Source organism: Desulfocurvibacter africanus subsp. africanus DSM 2603 (assembly GCF_000422545.1).
Lineage (GTDB): Bacteria > Desulfobacterota > Desulfovibrionia > Desulfovibrionales > Desulfovibrionaceae > Desulfocurvibacter > Desulfocurvibacter africanus.
On record NZ_AULZ01000027.1, the window covers coordinates 24,867 to 43,566 of the forward strand.

The 18,700-nt window shown below is 62.9% G+C and carries 21 protein-coding genes and 1 pseudogene; 11 read left to right on the forward strand and 11 right to left on the reverse strand.

The window, feature by feature from the left end:
• Positions 1-418 precede the first annotated feature (418 nt).
• From H585_RS0115970 to H585_RS0115980, 3 genes are all read right to left on the reverse strand, one after another.
• Positions 419-973, reverse strand: a complete 555-nt coding sequence (locus H585_RS0115970; RefSeq protein WP_027368560.1) for a MamS/MamX family magnetosome protein — start codon at positions 971-973, stop codon at positions 419-421.
• A 156-nt stretch (positions 974-1,129) separates the two neighbouring features.
• Positions 1,130-1,300 (reverse strand): hypothetical protein, encoded by a 171-nt coding sequence (locus H585_RS23420; RefSeq protein WP_162531410.1) that lies wholly within the window; start codon positions 1,298-1,300, stop codon positions 1,130-1,132.
• Positions 1,301-1,530: 230 nt separating this feature from the next.
• Positions 1,531-1,836 (reverse strand): hypothetical protein, encoded by a 306-nt coding sequence (locus tag H585_RS0115980; RefSeq protein WP_027368561.1) that lies wholly within the window; start codon positions 1,834-1,836, stop codon positions 1,531-1,533.
• Positions 1,837-2,754: 918 nt separating this feature from the next.
• Here H585_RS0115980 and H585_RS0115990 point away from each other — a divergent pair.
• The gene (locus H585_RS0115990; protein WP_005986152.1) at positions 2,755-3,003 is read left to right on the forward strand and encodes a hypothetical protein; all 249 of its coding nucleotides are present in this window, start codon (positions 2,755-2,757) and stop codon (positions 3,001-3,003) included.
• A gap of 191 nt (positions 3,004-3,194) precedes the next feature.
• On the opposite strand, the gene H585_RS0115995 is transcribed toward H585_RS0115990, so the two are convergent.
• A complete protein-coding gene (locus H585_RS0115995) occupies positions 3,195-3,497 on the reverse strand; it encodes an integration host factor subunit alpha (protein WP_027368562.1) in 303 nt (100 codons plus the stop codon).
• A gap of 25 nt (positions 3,498-3,522) precedes the next feature.
• Positions 3,523-3,945, reverse strand: coding sequence for an HIT family protein (locus H585_RS0116000; protein ID WP_005986148.1), 423 nt, complete (start codon positions 3,943-3,945; stop codon positions 3,523-3,525).
• Between the two features lie 182 nt (positions 3,946-4,127).
• Here H585_RS0116000 and H585_RS0116005 point away from each other — a divergent pair, with 182 nt between their 5' ends.
• The 5 genes from H585_RS0116005 to H585_RS23300 all read left to right on the forward strand — a co-directional run bounded on the left by H585_RS0116005 (position 4,128) and on the right by H585_RS23300 (position 9,969).
• Positions 4,128-5,165: a radical SAM protein gene (locus H585_RS0116005; RefSeq protein WP_027368563.1), complete on the forward strand. Its 1,038-nt coding sequence runs from the start codon at positions 4,128-4,130 to the stop codon at positions 5,163-5,165.
• Between the two features lie 71 nt (positions 5,166-5,236).
• Complete coding sequence (locus H585_RS0116010; protein WP_014259019.1) at positions 5,237-6,166, forward strand: aspartate carbamoyltransferase catalytic subunit; 930 nt, start codon at positions 5,237-5,239, stop codon at positions 6,164-6,166.
• On the forward strand, positions 6,166-7,440 hold the full coding sequence (locus tag H585_RS0116015) for a dihydroorotase (RefSeq protein ID WP_102046963.1): 1,275 nt from the start codon (positions 6,166-6,168) through the stop codon (positions 7,438-7,440). The genes H585_RS0116010 and H585_RS0116015 overlap by 1 nt, the downstream gene beginning before the upstream one ends.
• 419 nt (positions 7,441-7,859) lie before the next feature.
• On the forward strand, positions 7,860-9,749 hold the full coding sequence (locus H585_RS0116020) for a sulfatase-like hydrolase/transferase (protein ID WP_027368565.1): 1,890 nt from the start codon (positions 7,860-7,862) through the stop codon (positions 9,747-9,749).
• Positions 9,750-9,825: 76 nt separating this feature from the next.
• The gene (locus H585_RS23300; RefSeq protein ID WP_154658857.1) at positions 9,826-9,969 is read left to right on the forward strand and encodes a hypothetical protein; all 144 of its coding nucleotides are present in this window, start codon (positions 9,826-9,828) and stop codon (positions 9,967-9,969) included.
• Positions 9,970-10,161: 192 nt separating this feature from the next.
• Here H585_RS23300 and H585_RS0116030 read toward each other — a convergent pair whose 3' ends face one another.
• Positions 10,162-11,508: an ATP-dependent 6-phosphofructokinase gene (locus tag H585_RS0116030; RefSeq protein WP_034628299.1), complete on the reverse strand. Its 1,347-nt coding sequence runs from the start codon at positions 11,506-11,508 to the stop codon at positions 10,162-10,164.
• A gap of 260 nt (positions 11,509-11,768) precedes the next feature.
• On the opposite strand from H585_RS0116030, the gene H585_RS0116035 reads away from it, so the two are divergent.
• From H585_RS0116035 to H585_RS0116055, 5 genes are all read left to right on the forward strand, one after another.
• Complete coding sequence (locus tag H585_RS0116035) at positions 11,769-12,212, forward strand: Hsp20/alpha crystallin family protein (RefSeq protein WP_027368567.1); 444 nt, start codon at positions 11,769-11,771, stop codon at positions 12,210-12,212.
• Between the two features lie 51 nt (positions 12,213-12,263).
• Positions 12,264-13,115, forward strand: a complete 852-nt coding sequence (locus H585_RS0116040) for a zinc metalloprotease HtpX (RefSeq protein ID WP_014259024.1) — start codon at positions 12,264-12,266, stop codon at positions 13,113-13,115.
• A 378-nt stretch (positions 13,116-13,493) separates the two neighbouring features.
• Positions 13,494-14,891 carry a trypsin-like peptidase domain-containing protein gene (locus H585_RS0116045; protein WP_027368568.1) on the forward strand — a complete coding sequence of 466 codons (1,398 nt, stop codon included), beginning with the start codon at positions 13,494-13,496 and terminating at the stop codon, positions 14,889-14,891.
• A 41-nt stretch (positions 14,892-14,932) separates the two neighbouring features.
• Entirely contained in the window at positions 14,933-15,658 is a 726-nt protein-coding gene (locus H585_RS0116050) for a metallophosphoesterase family protein (RefSeq protein ID WP_027368569.1), read from the forward strand.
• Between the two features lie 33 nt (positions 15,659-15,691).
• Positions 15,692-16,492 carry an alpha/beta fold hydrolase gene (locus tag H585_RS0116055; RefSeq protein WP_027368570.1) on the forward strand — a complete coding sequence of 267 codons (801 nt, stop codon included), beginning with the start codon at positions 15,692-15,694 and terminating at the stop codon, positions 16,490-16,492.
• A 50-nt stretch (positions 16,493-16,542) separates the two neighbouring features.
• Here the strand turns inward: H585_RS0116055 and mscL are convergent, their stop codons facing one another.
• From mscL to H585_RS0116075, 5 genes and pseudogenes are all read right to left on the reverse strand, one after another.
• The gene (mscL, locus tag H585_RS0116060) at positions 16,543-16,953 is read right to left on the reverse strand and encodes a large-conductance mechanosensitive channel protein MscL (protein ID WP_027368571.1); all 411 of its coding nucleotides are present in this window, start codon (positions 16,951-16,953) and stop codon (positions 16,543-16,545) included.
• Between the two features lie 180 nt (positions 16,954-17,133).
• Complete coding sequence (locus H585_RS23380) at positions 17,134-17,496, reverse strand: glycosyltransferase (RefSeq protein ID WP_027368572.1); 363 nt, start codon at positions 17,494-17,496, stop codon at positions 17,134-17,136.
• Between the two features lie 79 nt (positions 17,497-17,575).
• Positions 17,576-17,692: pseudogene (locus H585_RS23965) on the reverse strand (hypothetical protein); the annotation flags it as partial.
• A gap of 60 nt (positions 17,693-17,752) precedes the next feature.
• Positions 17,753-17,950 (reverse strand): glycosyltransferase, encoded by a 198-nt coding sequence (locus tag H585_RS22715; RefSeq protein WP_138708208.1) that lies wholly within the window; start codon positions 17,948-17,950, stop codon positions 17,753-17,755.
• Positions 17,951-17,985: 35 nt separating this feature from the next.
• The coding region (locus H585_RS0116075; protein WP_027368573.1) for a GDP-L-fucose synthase family protein at positions 17,986-18,700 on the reverse strand (715 nt) is incomplete at its 5' end.

Below are 18,700 nucleotides of genomic sequence, written 5' to 3' on the forward strand. Positions count from 1 at the left end.
CTCGGCATTGACGTGCGCCTTTCACATTCCGACATGCAATAAACAGGATTTGGTATTCAACGACTTACTCAATGAACTATTATATCTTCAGATTAGACCTTTCACACGCAAGGCAGAGCGCATCCATTTATCATCTCAATTGTACGAAATTCCACTTGTCTTTATTTATACATACTGTCTCAAAACACCATTAGCATAGATGCGCCACAAAAGGACTGCACTTCTAGAGCATTTTGCTTTTGAAAATGCTCTGCAAGCCATGCGTCGGCATGGCTTGCCGCCCCGCAGGCGTAGGCGGAATGTAATTCCGCCGTCAACGCCGAAGGGAGCGTCTGAAATGCAAAATGCTTTAATAACCAGAAGACGCCTGATTGGAAGCTGCCCAGCCGCCAAGAAGACCTGGCGGCGATCAAAATGATTAGCCTTCTCCGTCATCCTCGAATTCGCTGGCACGCTCGGCCGCCAATTGCTCCGGGCTCATGCTCCAATAAGGCGTGCCGTCGCTCGTGCGACGCACCTTGACCTGCTGGAATTCGCCTTTCTTTATTTTGGACGCCATGAACACGTCCTTGCCGTCGAACTCGGCCCAGACGCCGGTGACCTTGATCTTCTGTCCCGCGGTCAGGCCGAATTCCTCCAACTGCTTGCCAACGAAGGCCTTGGGTCCCAGATGCACGGTCACCAGCTCGTCGTCGGCCCTGTCACGCATGATTACGCCAATGCCTGGAGCCATGCCATCCAGAGGAGTCAACTCGACGATTTCCTGGAAGGAGCCCTTGACCCTATCCAGCTCCTGCGGATCATAGCGCTGGTCGTACTCCCCATTTTGCTCCCAGCCAGTTAAACCCGAGGCCTGCGGGGTCTCGCTTTCCCCGCAGGCAACCAAGGCCGCAAGAATCACAAAAAACACAAGGGCCCGCACAAAAGCCGCAGTTCCGGCCGGACGCTTCGCCTGCCCATAAGTACCGCGCATAATTCCCTCCTTGCCTGATGAGCCAACCTTGGTATTGTAATGTGCTCGGAGGATTATGTTAAGGCTCCAACCTCCCTTTTGTCGCAGCAGCATGAATAAGGCGGCCCGCCCAGAGCACTCTGGGCGGGCCGCCACACAAAGCCGTTAATGCAGGGGCTAAACGATACGCTCGGCCATCTCTACCGCAGCTTGGCGGACCGCATCCTGGTCGCACGAAGGGCAAGTCATCTCGAACAGCCGCTCCAAAAGCTCAAGCTCGGACATATCTTCCACGCTGCCGCGCTCGGCCATGGGCTGCTCTTCAATACTGTCGCGCATTTCCGTCACGGCTCCTCCTCTCTGGTCCTGGGGCTTGCGAGCCTCGTTCCCATGCGTATCGGACACCGGACAGTGACTCTCGGCAATGTTGCCCGGCTCCGCAGACCATTGGCCAATCCCGCATCTGGGTCGCGCTTTCGTGGCGCTGGGCGAAATCTAGCCCTAAGCCTTTGTCCGAGCCAGCGGACGGACTCCGATTTTCATGTCCGTGGATTGCCGACAGACGGTTGAGTCACAAATCAGCCTTGACTTCTCTCCTCGGTGGCCATGCGCGTAAACATTTCCAGCACCGCGCGGCATTCCTTCTGGATTTCCTTGTCCGCGCGGCCCTCGGCGATGTCTTCAATAATTTCCAGCAGCTTGGGCGCAGTCAGAAACAGGAAGGCATTGTGGAAGGCCGTGGTTTCGCCGCCGGTTATATCTTCCCATGGGAAAAGACCCACAAGGGTCTCCTGATCTTCGGCCAGCACGGCGTAGGCCTTGCCATCCTCGGATTCGAGCTCGAAAACCTCGGGGTGCAATTCCTGCGTGAACAACTTTTTCATACTCCGCTCCCTGGCGCTTTCCGGCTACAATCACCGGCGCGCTGCTTCAGCGCCTTCCGGCGCTGGAGTGTCGTGAACAAAATTGACGCTGCCTGTATCGCTTTTTGCGCTTACGCGCCTGCCCTTGCAAGGACGGGAGAGAGACAAACCCCACCAGGACTGGCTTCGAGCCTGTTTACGGTATGGCATGCCAATTGCCTTACATCCATCCGCAGGAGAGGCAACGGCCTTCCTGCAAGGGGTTGCTTCCCGTCGGCCCCTTGCATTGCCTTATACCCATGGCCAACATGGCGAGCGCCCCGCCATGTTGGCCAGCGGGCCCACCCTACACCCCCACAGGGCCCGTCGGCCGCCTGGCTTCATGCCGAGGCGGCCTTTTTCTTTCAGTCCCAACCATTCGGCTCGTACGCTGGCGGGCTCCGTCTGTCCAGATTCGCGCTGCCTATCCCCGCAATGGCCTTCGCCTCGTGCCTCTGCTCCGACATACGTGCCTCAATGCCGAAACGGCCCGCAGCTCCCATGATTTCGTCATCCTGCGTCTGTTTAACATGCTCTGGGCCTCTGCACGGCCATCTCCTATCGTGCATCAATCGGGCATACGCAATGGCGAAAATGATTTAGCCCGTTACGCATGTCATTCCGGCCACTGTTATTCGGCATACTCCCGCCGCTCCATGCGCGGTTTCCGCCAATAGCATCCAGACGCCTAGGCGCAAGCGCATCCCTGCGCATCTCGACGTGAGAAAAGAACGTACGAAGCTTTACAAAAACATGCGCTCAGCCTGTGTCGGGCCATGAAGGCCGTTCAGCCAACCCCGCTTCGACAATACGAAACATGCATGGCATGCAAGTTGCGCTATGGAAGCCGTCAACTATGCCGGATGGTCTTATAAACACTGCATGAGAGCGGAGAAGCACATGAGGAAGATCGCCTTGCTCGCGGCCCTGGCCGCTTTTTCGACCACCATATCAGCCAATGGAGGGCTACAGCCCGGCCAGGCGGTCACCCTGTGCGACGATGGCGGAGCGTACGTCATCGTGAACACGCCCGAAGAATGCAAGGGTACGCCCTCGAACGGCACCATTACCGTCGTGGGTGGCGATATGATCTCAATAGACATGGATGGCAAGAACTTGATCATTGATACGGCCGGCAAGGATTCGTAAGCGGCTGGCCGAGTCTGAGCGCCGGACTTGCGCGGGCAGGACTCCGCAGCCAAAGCAAGCCGAGCGCGGGAGGCCTGCGCGTTCAGTCCTCGAAGGGACGAGATTTCTCGGCAGGCTGAGGGTCTCGAGGAGAGCGTACCCTCCTCAAGACCCTTGCCCGAAGACTCGCTAGATCATGGCGAAAGCTGGTTCTAATCCTCCAGCTCTTCACCGTTCAGTTCGCCGCGGAACTTGCGCGACAAGCGGAAGACCACGACCTTGCGCGGCGGCAAGGTGATGGTTTCGTTGGTCTGGGGGTTGCGCCCCTTGCGAGCCCGCTTGTCGTAAGCCTCGAACTTGCCGAAGCCGCTGATGAGCAGAGAATGGTCGCGCTTTATGGACTGCTTCATGATGTCGAGCAAGGTTTCCACATGCGCCTTGATCTCGGCCCGGTTCAAGTCCGTCTTCTCGTAGATGTAGTCCACGATCTCGGCCTTGGTCAGCGTCTTGTTCAGGTGCAGTCTCCGCTCGCCCAGAGAGCTAGCTTCGGACCGCGCTTGCGATGCGTTGGGCATAATCGTTCATCTCCTCCTTGCCGGCATAGGATGTCTGGCCCCAGAGCTTGAGGCCGTCGCCGGCGAACCGCGGGATGAGGTGGAAGTGGGCGTGCATCACCACCTGGCCTGCCGCGGCGTTGGTATTGACGCCAAAGTTGAGACCATCCGCCCCGGTCCCTTCCATGACGGCCCTACCCACGACCTTGAGCGCCGCAAGGATCTCCTCGCCCAGGTCGCTGGGCAAATCGAGCAAGGTACGATAATGCTCCTTGGGAACGAGCAAGGTGTGGCCCTTCATGCTGGGTGCGATATCGAGAAAGGCCAGCAGCCTTTCGCTTTCGTAGATTTTGGCGCACGGCACCTCGCCGGCCGCTATCCTGCAGAAGATGCACTGTTCGTCCCTCATGGGCTCGCCTCCCTTGCTTCGGCCTGCGCCGGGTTGCCCTGGCCTGCACGGCTAGATCGAACGTTGAAGCGCCGACAGCCGGCATTAGCTAAAGCTAACGAACTCAGCAGTTTAAATCAAGACGTTTAAAAAAATATTCATTCCCTTTTCTTTTTCGTCCTGCCAACCGAACATGGTATAGCATGCCGCGCCTGATCGCCTTCCGCCACCCCCGTTCGCGCCGCGGCAGCGCCACGCGCAGGATCTTGCCGGTATTCCTGCCGCAGCACGGCTGCCCCGGACGCTGTCGCTTCTGCTCCCAGCGGTTGCAAACCGGACTAGACCGCAAGCCTCTGGCCGAACACCATGCCCAACTGGCCGCCGAGTTGGATCGCCTGCACCGGACAGGCTCCCAGCCCCTGGAAATCGGCTTTTACGGCGCCACATTCACGGCCCTACCCGAACCGTGGCCCGAACGATTCGTGGCCTTGGCTGCATCCTACATGAAGCAGGGACTTATTGCACGCATCCGCTGCTCCACACGGCCAGATGCCTGCGATTTTTCTTTGCTGTCCAGATTGAGGGACCTGGGGCTAGAACTTGTCGAAATCGGCGTGCAGACCTTCGACGCCGAGGCGCTGGCTCGCTCCGGCCGTGGTCACGGACCAGCCGAGGCCCTGGCCGGCTGCCGGGCTGTCAGCGTGGCGGGCCTGGCTTTGGGTCTGCACCTCATGCCCGGCCTGCCCGGTCAATCCGGCGCCGCCTTCCTGCGCGACGTGGACACGGCCGTATCCCTGGAGCCCGAGAGCGTGCGTCTGCACCCTTGTCTCGTGCTCGCCGGCACCCCCCTAGCCGGGGATCTGACGGCCGGGAGCTACCGCCCTTGGGGCCTTGCGCGAACCATCAATCTGCTGGCCCTGGCCTTGCTGCGCCTGTGGAGTCGCTCCGTCGACGTCATTCGCCTGGGCGTCGCGCCCGAGGAGGCCTTCGTCACCAGCATCCTGGCCGGACCGTGGCATGCGGCCCTGGGCCAGCGCGCCATGTCACTTGCCCTGTATCTGCACGTCCGCTCGCGCGCCGCGGCTCTGGGCCTGCCAGCCAGGCGGCTGCACCTGCCGCGCCGCTACCAGAGCGACGTGCGCGGCTGGCGCGGCGAGCTGTTGCCGGCCTGGCGCAAAATCGGGCTTGAGCCCGAGGCCCTGGTTGTCTGGGATCGCGAGTTCTTCTTGCTGGAGGCCTGATCTTGTTTTAGCTTCCCGCCCGGTGAAATGGCGTCAAGGTGCATTGCACAGAGGCCAAGGAGAGTGAGCCCATGGAATGGCCGCATAAGGACCTGCTGGATGTTGGACAACTCAGCCGCGAGGAAGCCGAGCACGTTTTCCGCACCGGCCGATATTTCCAGGAGATCAACGCCAGGCCGGTGAAGAAGGTGCCCACGCTCAAGGGCCGCACCGTGGTCTTGTTCTTCGCCGAGCCGAGCACGCGCACCAAGACATCCTTCGACATGGCCGCCAAGCGGCTTTCGGCCGACACCTTTTCCCTGGCCAAGTCCGGCAGTTCGCTGACCAAGGGCGAAAGTCTCAAGGACACTGCCTGGACCTTGCAGGCCATGAGCCTGGACGCCCTGGTCATACGCCACCAGGCCAGCGGCGCGGCCCAATATTTGGCCGAGCGGCTGGAGTGCTCCGTGATCAACGCGGGCGACGGCTGGCACGCCCACCCCACCCAGGCCCTGCTGGACGCCTTTACCCTGTACCAGGAATGGGGTTCGGTGCAGGGCAAGACCATCCTAATACTGGGCGACATTGCCCACAGCCGCGTTGCGCGTTCCAATGTGCAGCTGCTGACCATGCTGGGCGCGAAAGTGCGCCTGTGCGGACCGCGCACGCTCATGCCTTCGGCCGTGGGAGGCTGGCCCGTGGAGGTCGGCTATAACCTGGACGAGGCCGTGCGCGGCGTCGACGCCGTCATGTGCCTGCGGCTGCAGCTTGAGCGCCAAACCTCCTGCCTGTTCCCGGACGGGCGCGAGTACGCGCGCTCATACTGCCTGGGCATGCGCCACCTGGAACGGGCCAACGCCGGAGCGAAGATCCTGCACCCAGGCCCCATCAACCGCGGGCTGGAGATCTCCTCCGATGTCGCGGACTGCCCGGACAGCCTTATCCTCGACCAGGTGGCCAGCGGCGTGGCCGTGCGCATGGCCCTGCTTTTCCTGTACGTGACGCGCAAGGAGGTCGAATGATGGCCGCACCTGAACTGGTTATCCGCAATGCGCGGTGCTTGGGCCGGGCCGTGGACCTGCTCGTGTCCGACGGCAAGGTGCTGGAGCTGACCGATCACGCGCCCGATCGGGACTATGGCGCAGCGCGAACCGTGGATGCAGGCGGCGCGATCCTGCTGCCGGCGCTCATCGACGCACACACGCACCTGCGCGAGCCCGGCTTCGAATACAAGGAAGACATTGCCTCGGGCCTGGCTGCCGCCGCGCACGGCGGCTTCGGCCGGATCATGTGCATGGCCAACACGCGGCCCGTCAACGACCACGCACCCATAACGCAGGCCATGCTCGGCGCGGCCCGCAAGACTTGGCCCCAGGGCCCGTTCCTGCACCCCATCGGCGCGCTGACCAAGGACCTGAAGGGCCAGGAGCTGGCGCCCATGGCCGAATTGGCCGAGGTCGGCTGCGTGGCCTTCTCCAACGACGGCTTGCCCGTGGCCGATACGGAACGCTTCCGTCGCGCCGTGGAGTACGCGGCCAGCGTGGGCCGGCCGGTCATCGACCACTGCGAGGACCCGCACATGGCCCCAGCCGCGGGTGTCAACGAAGGCGCGATCTCCAGCCGCCTGGGCCTGCGCGGCCAGCCCGACGTGGCCGAAGCCGTGCAGGTGGCCCGCGACATCCTGCTGGCCGAATATCTGGCCATTCCCATCCATCTGGCGCACATCAGCTGCATCCGCTCGCTGGAGTTCATCCGTGCGGCCAAGGCGCGCGGCGTGGCGGTCACGGCCGAGACCTGCCCGCACTACCTGCTGCTGACCGAAGAGGCCGTGGACGGCTACCGCACCGAGGCCAAGGTCAACCCGCCACTGCGCACGCAGGCCGACCTGCAGGCCATGCGCGCGGCCATTGCCGACGGCACCATCGACATGCTCGCCACGGACCATGCCCCGCACGCCGCGCACGAGAAGGATGTGGAGTTCGACTTGGCCCCGTGCGGCATCTCCGGCCTGGATACGGCCCTGCCGCTGACCTGGGATCTGGTGCGCGAAGGCGTGCTGGACGAAGCGGCCTTCCGACGCCTGTGGCACGAACGGCCCGCCGAGGTCTTCGGCCTGCCGGCCAACTATTTCCGGCCCGGCGATCCGGCGGACTTCATCCTGTTCGATCCCGAGGCCCGCTGGACCCTCACGACCGAGACCATGCGCTCCAAGGGCAAGAACACGCCCTTCCTTGGCAGGGAGATGCGCGGACGCTGCACGCTGCTTTCCATGGCCGGCAATGTGGTGCTCGGCTAGCCCTGGCTTCGAATGGCGATTAAAGGTCCGGCTCAATTCCGACAGCGGCGTAAGCCGACGCGCGGCTCCATACGAAACGAGGCGACGCCTTTTCGCCCCGGTTTAGAGCATTTTGCTTTTGAAAATGCTCTGCAAGCCATGCGTCGGCATGGCTTGCTGCCCCGCAGGCGTAGGCGGAATGTAATTCCGCCGTCAACGCCGAAGGGAGCGTCTGAAATGCAAAATGCTTTAGCAGATATCGCGCTCCTGGCCACTTCGCCGGTCCGGCGCACATCCTCTGTCCAGCGCCACAAGGCAGGCATGCGCAGCCGGGCGCGTACGGCCTTGACAGCGTTCGTTCAGGCAGCTAGCACGGCAAGCAGATCATCGCGCAACCCGAGCACCTCGTAGCGGCCATGTCCGCACGCCGATAGGCCAATATGTTCACCAGCTTTTTTTCCGTACTGCTGCCGACAGACAGGCAGCTCTTCTCGCTTTTGGCCCTGTTCGGCCTATGGAGCGCTTTCGTCTCCTGCCTGGCTTTCCTGCCCGCCCTGGCACCGGTGCTGCAAAACGCCAGCCCCATGGTCCGCGCATACCTGCTGGCCGCCACCGTCTCGCACATGGCCATGCTCAACGCCGCCGCCGTGTTGATCGCTTTGGCTGCCTACATCCTGACCAGATCCCGCACCGTGGCCTGGAGCCTGGCCTTCGCGCTCATGTTGGCCTTGAATCTTTTCCTTCTGGCCGACGCATACTCCTTCTCCATCTTCCGCCTGCATCTCAATGCCATGATCTTGAGCCTGGCTCTGCCTCCGACCGGTTGGAGCTCCCTGGACCCGACCTCCAGCGCTGTCCTCAAACTTGCCCTGGCTTTCGGCGTGCTGCTCCTGGCGCAAATCGCCGGCCTGCTATGGGCCATGCGTGGCGCGGTCCGGCTCAAACGGCGGGCCCTCGTGGGCCTGGCTTGCGTCCTGATAGCCATCGTGGCTGCGGACAAGGCCACCTATGCCTACGGCGACCTGTTCGGCCGGCGCGAAATCCTTCAGGTCGACAAGCTGTTCCAGCTCTATCAGCCTTTTACCGTAAAGCGCATGGCGTCCAAGACCTTCGGCGTCAAGGGCAACAAGGGCGACGCTTATGCCGCGAGCGATCCGGCCACGCTCGCCGTGGGCCAACTGGCCTATCCGTTACGGCCGATTGAGCTTGGACAAGCCAGCGCACGTCATAACATCGTGCTCGTCCTCCTCGATGCCTGGCGCTTCGACATGCTGAACGAGGCCGTCACGCCCAACCTGGACGTCTTCGCCAGGGAACACGCCACGACTTTCGCCAACCACTATAGCGGCGGCAACACCAGCCGCTTCGGGGTCTTTTCCCTGCTTTACGGCCTGCCGGGCTCCTACTGGAATGATGCGCTCAAGCAGCGCAAGGGCAGCGCTCTCATGGACACCTTGGCCACGGCAGGCTACGAGTTTCATATCACGTCCAGCGCGGACCTGCGCTGGCCCGAGTTCCGCAGGACCGCCTTCGTGAACCTGGCCGAAGCCGACATACGCGATGCTTTCGATACCAAAATCAAGCACAAGCGCGACCGCACCCTCACGGACGCATTCGCGGCCTTTGCCGCCAAGCGCGCCCTCGGTCCAGGCAACAAGCCTTTCTTCTACTTCCTGCTCTTCGATTCGGCCCAAAGCCCCTACAGCTACTCCGAGGAATACGAGAAGCTCGCCTCTCAAAGCGCGTTGAGCGCCGCAGGCGGAGACGGATTGGCACATGCCAACCGCTACCGGAACGCCCTCCGTTACCTGGACCAGCTGTGCGGAGAAATCCTGCGCGCGGTGCTCGACACGCGCCTGGCCACGAACACGATCCTCGTCTTCACCAGCGCTCACGGCGAAGAATTCGATGAACTTGGCTTCCTGGATGACAGCAGCGCCTTCACCGTCGGCCAGACCAAGGTGCCCATGCTGGTCTTCTGGCCGGGCCGCCCGCCCGCCCGTGTGGAGCGACTCACCTCGCACCATGACCTCGCTCCCACGCTGCTGGGCATGCTCGGCGCGAACAACGAGCCGCGGGACTACTCCGTGGGCCAGGACCTCTTCGCGGAAATGGGCCGAAGCTACGTGACCAGCGCGAACTGGGACGCCACGGCCTACATCGACGGCTCGAACGTATGCATCTTTCCCGCCGAGAGCAGCTCGATGCTGTCCACGGAAATCCGCGACAGCGAGAACCGCCCGGCCGACAAGCCCGGCGAGGTCCTGAAGCGCATACGCCCGAATCTGTCCCGGATGGCCCAGGACATGGGGCGCTTCTACCGGCGCTAGCCTTGGCCCGATTGCCGGGCTTGCCCCGGCAAGGCCTCAGACTTGCCACGCGCCGGGCTTAACGTAGACTGCGGCCATGGGCATGAACGAATTCCTGCAAATCCTCCCCCTGCTGGCCATCCTCGCCGCGGTCATCGGCCTGCGCATCCTGTCCCGCAAACGGCCCATGACCTGGGACCGGCTCAAATCCGGACGAAAACGGACACCGCGCGAAAAATAAGCTGCCGGACCGAGGAATGCATGTCTCCCCGACCCGCTAGGTAGCCCCCTGACCCAATCCTAGAACAGATTGCCTTTAAGACGCCCACTCCGGCGTCGACGGCGCAAGTGAATCGCGCCTACGCCTACGCGCGGCGGCAAGCCATGCCGACGCACGGCTTGCAGAGCATTTTCAAAAGCAAATGCTCTTGCCTCAAACCACGCCGTCCCCCTGGAAATAGGACAACTGCCCCGTGGATTCGAGCACGCTGCGCCAGTAGTTGGAGCAGGTGTCGATGCGCTTGCGGCCGCCGCGGGTGATGAGCTGCAGGGGCACGTTCACGTACTGGGAGTTCCAGCGGCTGACCATCATGGCCGTCTTGCCGGCCATGCCCGCGTGCACCGCGTTCTGGCCCAGGAACCCGCAGTAGATACGGTCATTGGTGTTGGCCGGCACCGAGCGGATGATGTAGCTCGGGTCGATGTATTTGAGCGTCATGTCGATGCCCGCCTTCTTGAAGTGGTCCTTGATGCTGCCGATGAGCAGGCTGGCGATGTCCCCCAGCACCGGGTTGCCCGAGGCGTCGGTCTGGCCCGTGGACTTGAGCAGGTCCTGGCCCGCGCCCTCTGCCGTGACGATGACCGCGTGGCCGCGCCGGCGGATGCGCCGTTCAAGGGCCTTGAGCAGGCCGGTTTCGCCGTCGAGTTCGAAGGGGTCCTCGGGCACGAGCACGAAATTCACGTCCTTGAGGGCCATGGAAGCCTGGGCCGCGATGAAGCCCGATTCGCGGCCCATGACCTTTACCAGCCCGATGCCGTTGGGCGCACCGTTGGCCTCGGTGTGCGCGCAGTCGATGGCCTCGCAGGCCTTGCCCACGGCCGTGTCGAAGCCGAAGGTCGTGGACACGTACTGGATGTCGTTGTCAATGGTCTTGGGGATGCCGATGATGCCGATACGCAGGTCGCGGCCGGCGATCTCCTGCTGGATCTTCTCGGCAGCGCGCATGGTTCCGTCGCCGCCGATCATGAACAGGATGTTGATGTTCAGCCGCTCCAGGGCGTCGACGATGCCGTCGATGGGCTGCGGCCCGCGCGAGGAGCCCAGTATGGTCCCGCCGAACTGGTGGATGCGCGAGACGGCCATGGGATTCAGCTCCATGATCTCGTGCCCGTACTTGGGGATGAAGCCCTCCAGGCCGTAGCGGATACCCATGACCGCGGACACGCCATAGTTATGGAAGGCTTCCAGCACGATGGAACGGATAACGTCATTGATGCCGGGGCACAGGCCGCCGGCCGTGACCACTGCGCACTTGGTCTTGGACGGGTCGAAGTAGATCTTCTCGCGCGGGCCGGCCTCCTCCATGGAGGACGTATTGTCGCCCCGCGTATCGCAAGAGGTAGTGTGCACGTCGAGCAGCACGCGCGAGTCGTCGGAAATGAAGCGGCCATGTCGCAGCGGCGAGTCTATCTTCGCCTTGCCGAGCGCGGGGATGACCGTATCCTCGGGATGGGGGATGGGATCGGGGCAGAGCCTCGATTTTTGACTTGGCTTGGCCATGCATGGACCTCCGGAATCCGGCGGTGAGTGTGTCGATTCGGGCCGGGCGTTACCCCGGGACATGGACCTTCGACTAGTATTGCCTTCTTTCCAGCCCATGGGCAAGGCCGTTGCGGTTGACATGCTCCACTGGATATTCCCGGGCGACACGGCGCATTGACTTCAGGCCCGCAGGGATTATGAATAATCTATCGGCGCGTCCGGCGCTCGTCATGCGGCGCGCAGCGAAACCTGCCGGCAGGGCCGGCGAGCGAGGACACATGGCCAAATACAACTGGTCGCCCTGGATCGCGGCTGTGACCAAAGCCAGGCAGGAACGACCTGCCGAAACAGTGGGCCATCCTGGCTGCAGACTTCCCGGGCGCGGTGGGCAATACGCGTGGCATCCCTGCCTGGACATGTACGAGTCCGCCTCGGGCGTGACCCTAAGCGTGGAGCTGCCCGGCCTGAGCCGCGAGGACATCTCCCTCGAAATCGAAAGCCGCGGACTGCTCATTTCCGGTGAGCGCCGCCCGGAGAAGGACCCGGAGGAAGGCGTTTTCCACATGTTGGAACGCTCCCACGGCCGTTTCGTCCGCCATGTGGACCTGCCCGAGGGCCTGGACCTGTCCGCCATACGGGCCGTGCTGCGCGACGGGGTGCTCACCGTAAGCGTGCCGCGTGCACCATCGGGCGGAGGCAGGCGCATCCAGGTGGAGGATTAGCCGGCCGACCGCCGACACGCCACCCAGAACCCAATCAGGAGCATCCGCAACATGTCCAGCCAGCTCAAGACCGGCCTGCTGCTCGGCCTGCTCACCGCTATCGTCCTGCTCATCGGCCAGGCCATCGGCGGCAGGGGCGGTCTCATGCTTGCCTTTCTCTTCGCCATAGTCATGAACGTCGGCAGCTACTGGTTCTCGGACAAGATCGTCCTGTCCATGTACCGCGCCCGCGAACTCGCGCCCGAGGACGCGCCCATGCTGCACGCCATGGTGGACGAACTGGCGGCCGAGGCCCGCATTCCCAAGCCCAAACTTTACGTCGTGCCCCAGGAAAGCCCCAACGCCTTCGCCACGGGCCGCAACCCTGAAAATGCCGCCGTGGCGGTCACCGAGGGCATCATGCATCTGCTCAGCCCCGAGGAGCTGCGCGGCGTCATCGCCCACGAGCTGGCCCATGTAAAGAATCGCGACATTCTCGTGCAGACCGTGGCCGCTGTTCTGGCCGGCGTAATCGTCATGCTGGCCAACTGGGTCAAGTGGACGGCCATCTTCGGCTTTGGCCGCAGCGACGAGGAAGGCGGCGGCAACCCGCTGGCGGCCCTGGCCATGGCCATCGTCGCGCCCATCGCCGCGACCATCATCCAGTTCGCCATCTCCCGCTCGCGCGAATACCTGGCCGACGAAACCGGCGCGCGCATTTCGCGCAGCCCCCTGTCCCTGGCCGGAGCCCTGGAAAAGCTCAGTCGAGGCAGCGAGCGCGTGCCGCTGCACGGCAATCAGGCCACCGAGAACATGTTCATCGTCAACCCGTTCTCGGGCCGCAGCATGATGAGCCTGTTCTCCACCCACCCGCCCATCGAGGAGCGCGTGGCACGCCTGCGCCAGATGGCCGGCGCACGTTAAAGAATAAGAGCTGGGGGAGGGCTTTGCCCTCCCCCAGGACCCCGCTTTTTAGAGCATTTTGCTTTTGAAAATGCTCTGCAAGCCATGCGTCGGCATGGCTTGCCGCCGCGTAGGCGTAGGCGCAATTCACTTGCGCCGTCAAAGCCGGAGCGGGCGCCTTAAAAACAATCTGCTTTATTGAAGATTTGTTTCAGAAAACTAGGGCTTACTCTGTATTCCTGGAGCAATTCGCCCTGGACTTTTCCGGCCCTGTAGTGGTTGAGTAAAGCGCAACCAAATGGATGTTGGGCATTCGATGGATGCGCAAAGCCTGCGTTGCCGTGCTTTCATGGTGATTCATCATCCGATTCGACCGTCGCCATTTGCATTGGAGTGATCATGCGCGCGCTTTCATCTAATCGGCCCATTGCGATTCTCCTGTCCTGCTTGCTCTGTCTGCTGCTCACGCAAGCCTTTGGGGGTCGCGCCGCCCTGGCCGCGCAGACACCCGACAACGACTTACGGCGCTCGCCCATCGTACGCGCCGTGGAGAAAGTCGCGCCCGCCGTGGTCAACATAACGGCAGCTCGTCAGGAGCAGCGCAGCATGAACCCCTTCGCCGACTTCTTCGGCCAGGAGATGCAGCCCTTCTTCGGCCAGATGTTCCCCGAAACCCAACGCACGGTCATCGCCACCAGCCTGGGCTCGGGCGTCATCATCGACGGCAAGGCCGGGCTCATCCTGACCAACGCGCACGTCGTGGCCGAAGCAACCGACGTGACCGTGCGTCTGCAGGACGGTCGCGAATTCGCCGTGGAACTGGTGGGAGCGGACCCGGACTTCGACCTGGCCGTGCTGCGCGTGAACAGGAAGGAGCTGAAGGGCCAAGCCCTGCCCCAGACCGCAATGGGCGATTCGTCCTTCATCCTTATCGGCGAGACCGTCATCGCCATCGGCAACCCCTTCGGTTTCACGCACACCGTGACCACCGGCGTGATCTCGGCCGTCAACCGTACGGTGCGCACCGACGAGGTCGCCTTCACGGATTTCATCCAGACCGACGCGGCCATCAACCCCGGCAACTCCGGCGGGCCGCTGCTCAACATCCTTGGCGAGCTCATCGGAGTGAACACGGCCATCCAGGCCCAGGCCCAAGGCATCGGCTTCGCCATCCCAATCAACAAGGCCCGCCGCGTGGTGGATGAGCTGGTCGCCTCGGGCCGCGTGGCCCACATCTGGCTCGGCCTGGACGGCCAGGACCTGGACCAGGCCTCGGCCAGTTACTTCGGGCTGGCCCGCTGCGCCGGCATGCTCGTGACCCTTGTGCGCCCCGGCACTCCCGCTGCGCGCGCCGGCCTCAAACCCGGCGACGTGCTCCAGACCGTCGACGGTCTGGCCGTGCAGGACAAGGATCACTACCTGGACATCCTGCGCAACTACACCGTGAACCAGCCCATGACGCTTGGCGTGCAGCGCGACGGAAAGCTCCTGAAGGTCGAGGCACGCGGAGCGCGCTTCGATGCCGCCACGGCCCAGCGATTGGCCGTCGAACGTTGGGGCCTGAGCATCGACGAACGCTCCTCGCGGGGCGCGGCGGCCGTGAGCCGCGTGAACCCGAACAGCCCGGCCGGCAAACTCGGCCTGCGCTCCGGCGACGCCATCCTGCAGATCGGCGCATACCACATGGCCAACGCCGACGACTTCATCAAGGCCTTCTCCCGCTACCGCCTCAAGAACATGGTGCTCATGAAGGTGGCGCGCGGCGGCCGGGCCTATATCGTGCGCCTGCGCATATAGCCGACCTTTCCCACCGCGCGTGTCTCTGCTAGCCTGGACGCATGCGCATAGCCGTCATCTCCGACATCCACGGCAACCTGAACGCCCTGCGTCGGGTCCTGGACGATATCGAAAGCCAGAGGGCCGAGGATATCGTCTGCCTGGGCGACACCGTGGGCTACGGCCCCGAGCCCGAGGAGTGCCTGAGCCTCGTGCGTGAGCGAGGCATCTCCATGGTCATGGGCAACCACGAGCAGGCCCTGGCCGACCCCGCGTTTCTCGACGGCTTCAACCCGCACGCCCGCGAAGCCCTGCGGCATACGGCCACATTCCTCTCCGCCGACTCCCTGAACTACATCCGCCAACTGCCGCGCTTCATCGTGCGCCACGGCGCGCGCTTCGTGCACGGCCTGCCGCCGGAAAGCGTGGGGACATACCTCTTTCAGGCCGACACGCGGAAGCTGCGCGGAATCTTCGAGGCCGCGCGTGAGCGCATCTGCTTCGTGGGTCACACCCACGAGCTGCTGCTCGTGTGGTATGACGGCGAACGCGCCACCAAGGATGAGCTTCGGCCGGGCCTGAATCCCGTGGTGCCCTCCTACCGTTACATCGTCAACGTGGGCAGCGTGGGCCAACCCCGCGACGGCGACAACCGCGCCAAGTACGTTATCTGGAACAGAAAGGCGCACACGGTGGAACTGCGCCGCGTAGAGTACGGCTACAAGGACACGGCGGCCAAGATCATCGCGCGGGGGTTCGACAAGCGGTATGCGGAGAGGCTGTACTGACAGACTGGGGGGTTAATTGGCACGGGGAGTGGAATGGACAAAGTGAATTCAGGCAATCTTAGGCGATATGGAGACGCTCCCTTTTCCGTGGCCGTCATACACGGAGGGCCGGGAGCCGCCGGGGAAATGGCTCCTGTTGCGAAAGAGCTATCTCTTGTCTGCAGCGTCCTGGAGCCGCTCCAGACGGTGACGTCCCTCGAAGGTCAGATTCAGGAGCTGCAAAAGGTCCTGGAGAACCATGCGCACCTGCCCATAACCTTGATTGGTCATTCCTGGGGTGCCTGGCTTGGCCTGATCTTCGCTGCTCACTGCCCTTCGTTTGTAAAGAAGCTGATCCTGGTTGGGAGTGGGCCATTCGAGGAAAAATATGCCTCAAGCATCATTGATACCAGACTGAAGCGCCTGGATGAGCAAGAGCGGCTTTTTGCGCATTCCTTTATGGAGTCGTTGCGTAGGGGGGAAAGCCAGGATGAAAAGGCGGCTTTTGCACAATTTGGCAAGCTCATGGCGAAAGCCGACACATACGATCCTCTGCCTCTTGGCGTCGAAGAGGAAGTGAACTGCCGTGGCGACATCTTTCGGAAGGTTTGGGAGGAAGCCCGTGCGTTAAGGCAAAGCGGAGGGCTTCTGGACATTGCAAGGCAGGTCCGGTGCCCGGTTGTCGCGATTCACGGGGATTACGATCCACATCCATCCGAAGGCGTCAGAAATCCTTTATCTCTAGTTATTAACGACTTTCAGTTCATTCTGTTGCCAAACTGTGGTCATAAACCCTGGGTGGAAAGGTCTGCCAAAGATGCATTCCACCGCATTCTGATGGACGCAGTGAACTGACTTCCAGCAGGACGCGAGAGTGGCACGGCCTGATCCAACCAATAGGTCCGTCACCGCTCCTGACGCCGGGCCAGCAGGTCGCGGATATCCTTCAGCAGCACCTCCTGGCGCGTGGGCGCGGGTTCGACCGGCGGCTCGGCCGCGCTCTTGCGACGCATGCTGTTGATGCCCTTGACCAGCAGAAAAACTGCCAGGGCCACGATAAGGAAATCCACCACGCTCTGAATGAACGCGCCGTAGCGCAAGGTCACGGCCTCCACGCCTTCTCCTGCTGGTTTGAGCAGCAAGGACAGGCTGGAAAAATCCACGCCTCCCACCAGCACCCCTACGGGCGGCATGATCACGTCCTCCACCAGGGACGTCACGACCCTGCCGAAGGCCGCGCCGATGATGATGCCCACGGCCAGATCGACCATGTTGCCCTTGACGGCGAACTCCTTGAATTCCTTGATCAGGCCCATGCGCCCTCCGGTAGATGAGAGTAACTCCCATGTTGGGCATAGGCCTTGGCGGGTAAAATGGCAATACAGCGAATCAGTCCTCGGTCCAACCCAAGACGCGGCATTTACCGGCGGGGCCGCCGTCGCATTGGATGAGTTCCAGCAGCGATCGACCCAGGCTGTCGAGAATCATCTTCTTATCTATATGCAGTTCGGCATAGGTTCTGGCTTCGGTACGCGCCCCTGACGCGTGCCATTATCCGCCAGCAGACCGGTCACGACATTGGCCAGACTCTCGGCATCGGCGTGCGGCACGACCAGGCCGCCGGCCTGGGTCACCACGCGGGCCAGTTCGCTGCCGGGCGCGGCCGTGGCCACCACCGGACCGCCGCAGGCCAGGATGGACATCAGCTTGGAGGGCATGCAACGGCCGTCGGCGCCGGGCCGCTGGGGCAACAGGTGCGCGTCGGCCTCTGCCAGCATGGCCGCATGCGTCGCTTCGGGCTGCAAGGGCAGGAAGTGCAAGTTCGGCACGTCGCCATGGTCCTGGGCCCGGCTCCACACCGAGCATGGTCCGCAGCACGCCTTTGCCTTCCACTCGCTCGATTGGTTTGAAGACTTCCAGGTCGGCCCAGTTGGGCAGCAGGCTGATACGCTCCGGCCGCACGCCCTTGCGCTCCAGGGCCAGGCCCATGGAGCGCGACACGGCCGAAACGCGGTCAAAACGGGTCAACAGCAGGCGTTCAAGACCGTGGGCCAGGGCAAGCCCGGCCTTGCCGAGCGGACCGCCGGGCTTGGCAGGGACGTGGAGCGGACAGCGTTACACGCGCACGCCCGCGCGCTCCTCGCGCCAAGCCCAGCCGGCAGACTTCGGCGCTGCTCGCCACCAGGGGTAATACGGACGGGCCGTAACCACACGCACGTCGAAGCCGCGCGTGGCCAGACCCTCGGCCATCTCGGCCGTGTACTTGCCCACGCCCACGGGCTCCATCGCGTAGTTGAGCCCGTGAACAAGCACGCGCGGCCTGGCGGAAGGAGCTGGACGCAATTGGATCAGAGCGCCATGAGCCTGGGAGGGGCCACGTTCTCCAGGTACCACTCATACGTCTGGCGGATGCCTTCATCCAGAGGGACCTTGGCCCGCCAGCCAGTTGCGTGCAGCCTTGTCACGTCCAGCAGCTTTCTTGGCGTGCCGTCGGGCATGCTTTTGTCGAACACGACCCGGCCCGTAAAGCCCACGGCCTGGCGCACGTGCTCGGCCAGCTCGGCAATGGTCACGTCCTGGCCCACGCCCACGTTGACGATCTGCTCTTCGTCATAATTTTGCATGAGGTGCACGCTGGCATCGGCCATGTCGTCCACGTGCAAAAACTCCCGCCTGGGTTTGCCCGTGCCCCACACGACCACCTCGGGCGCGCCGGCCTCCTTGGCCTCGTGGAACTTGCGCAAAAGCGCCGGCAGGACGTGCGAGTTCGCCAGATCGAAGTTGTCGCCCGGGCCGTAGAGGTTGGTGGGCATGAGCGAGATGGCGGAAAACCCGTACTGGCGGCGGTAAGCTTGGCACATCTTGATCCCCGCGATCTTAGCTACCGCGTACCACTCGTTGGTCGGCTCAAGCGGCCCGGTCAGCAGATGCTCCTCGTTTATCGGCTGGGGCGCAAGCTTTGGGTAGATGCACGAGGAGCCCAAAAAACACAGCTTCTTGACCCCGCTTTTCCAGGCCGCGTCGATGACGTTGGTCTGGATCAGCAGGTTGTCGCGGATGAAC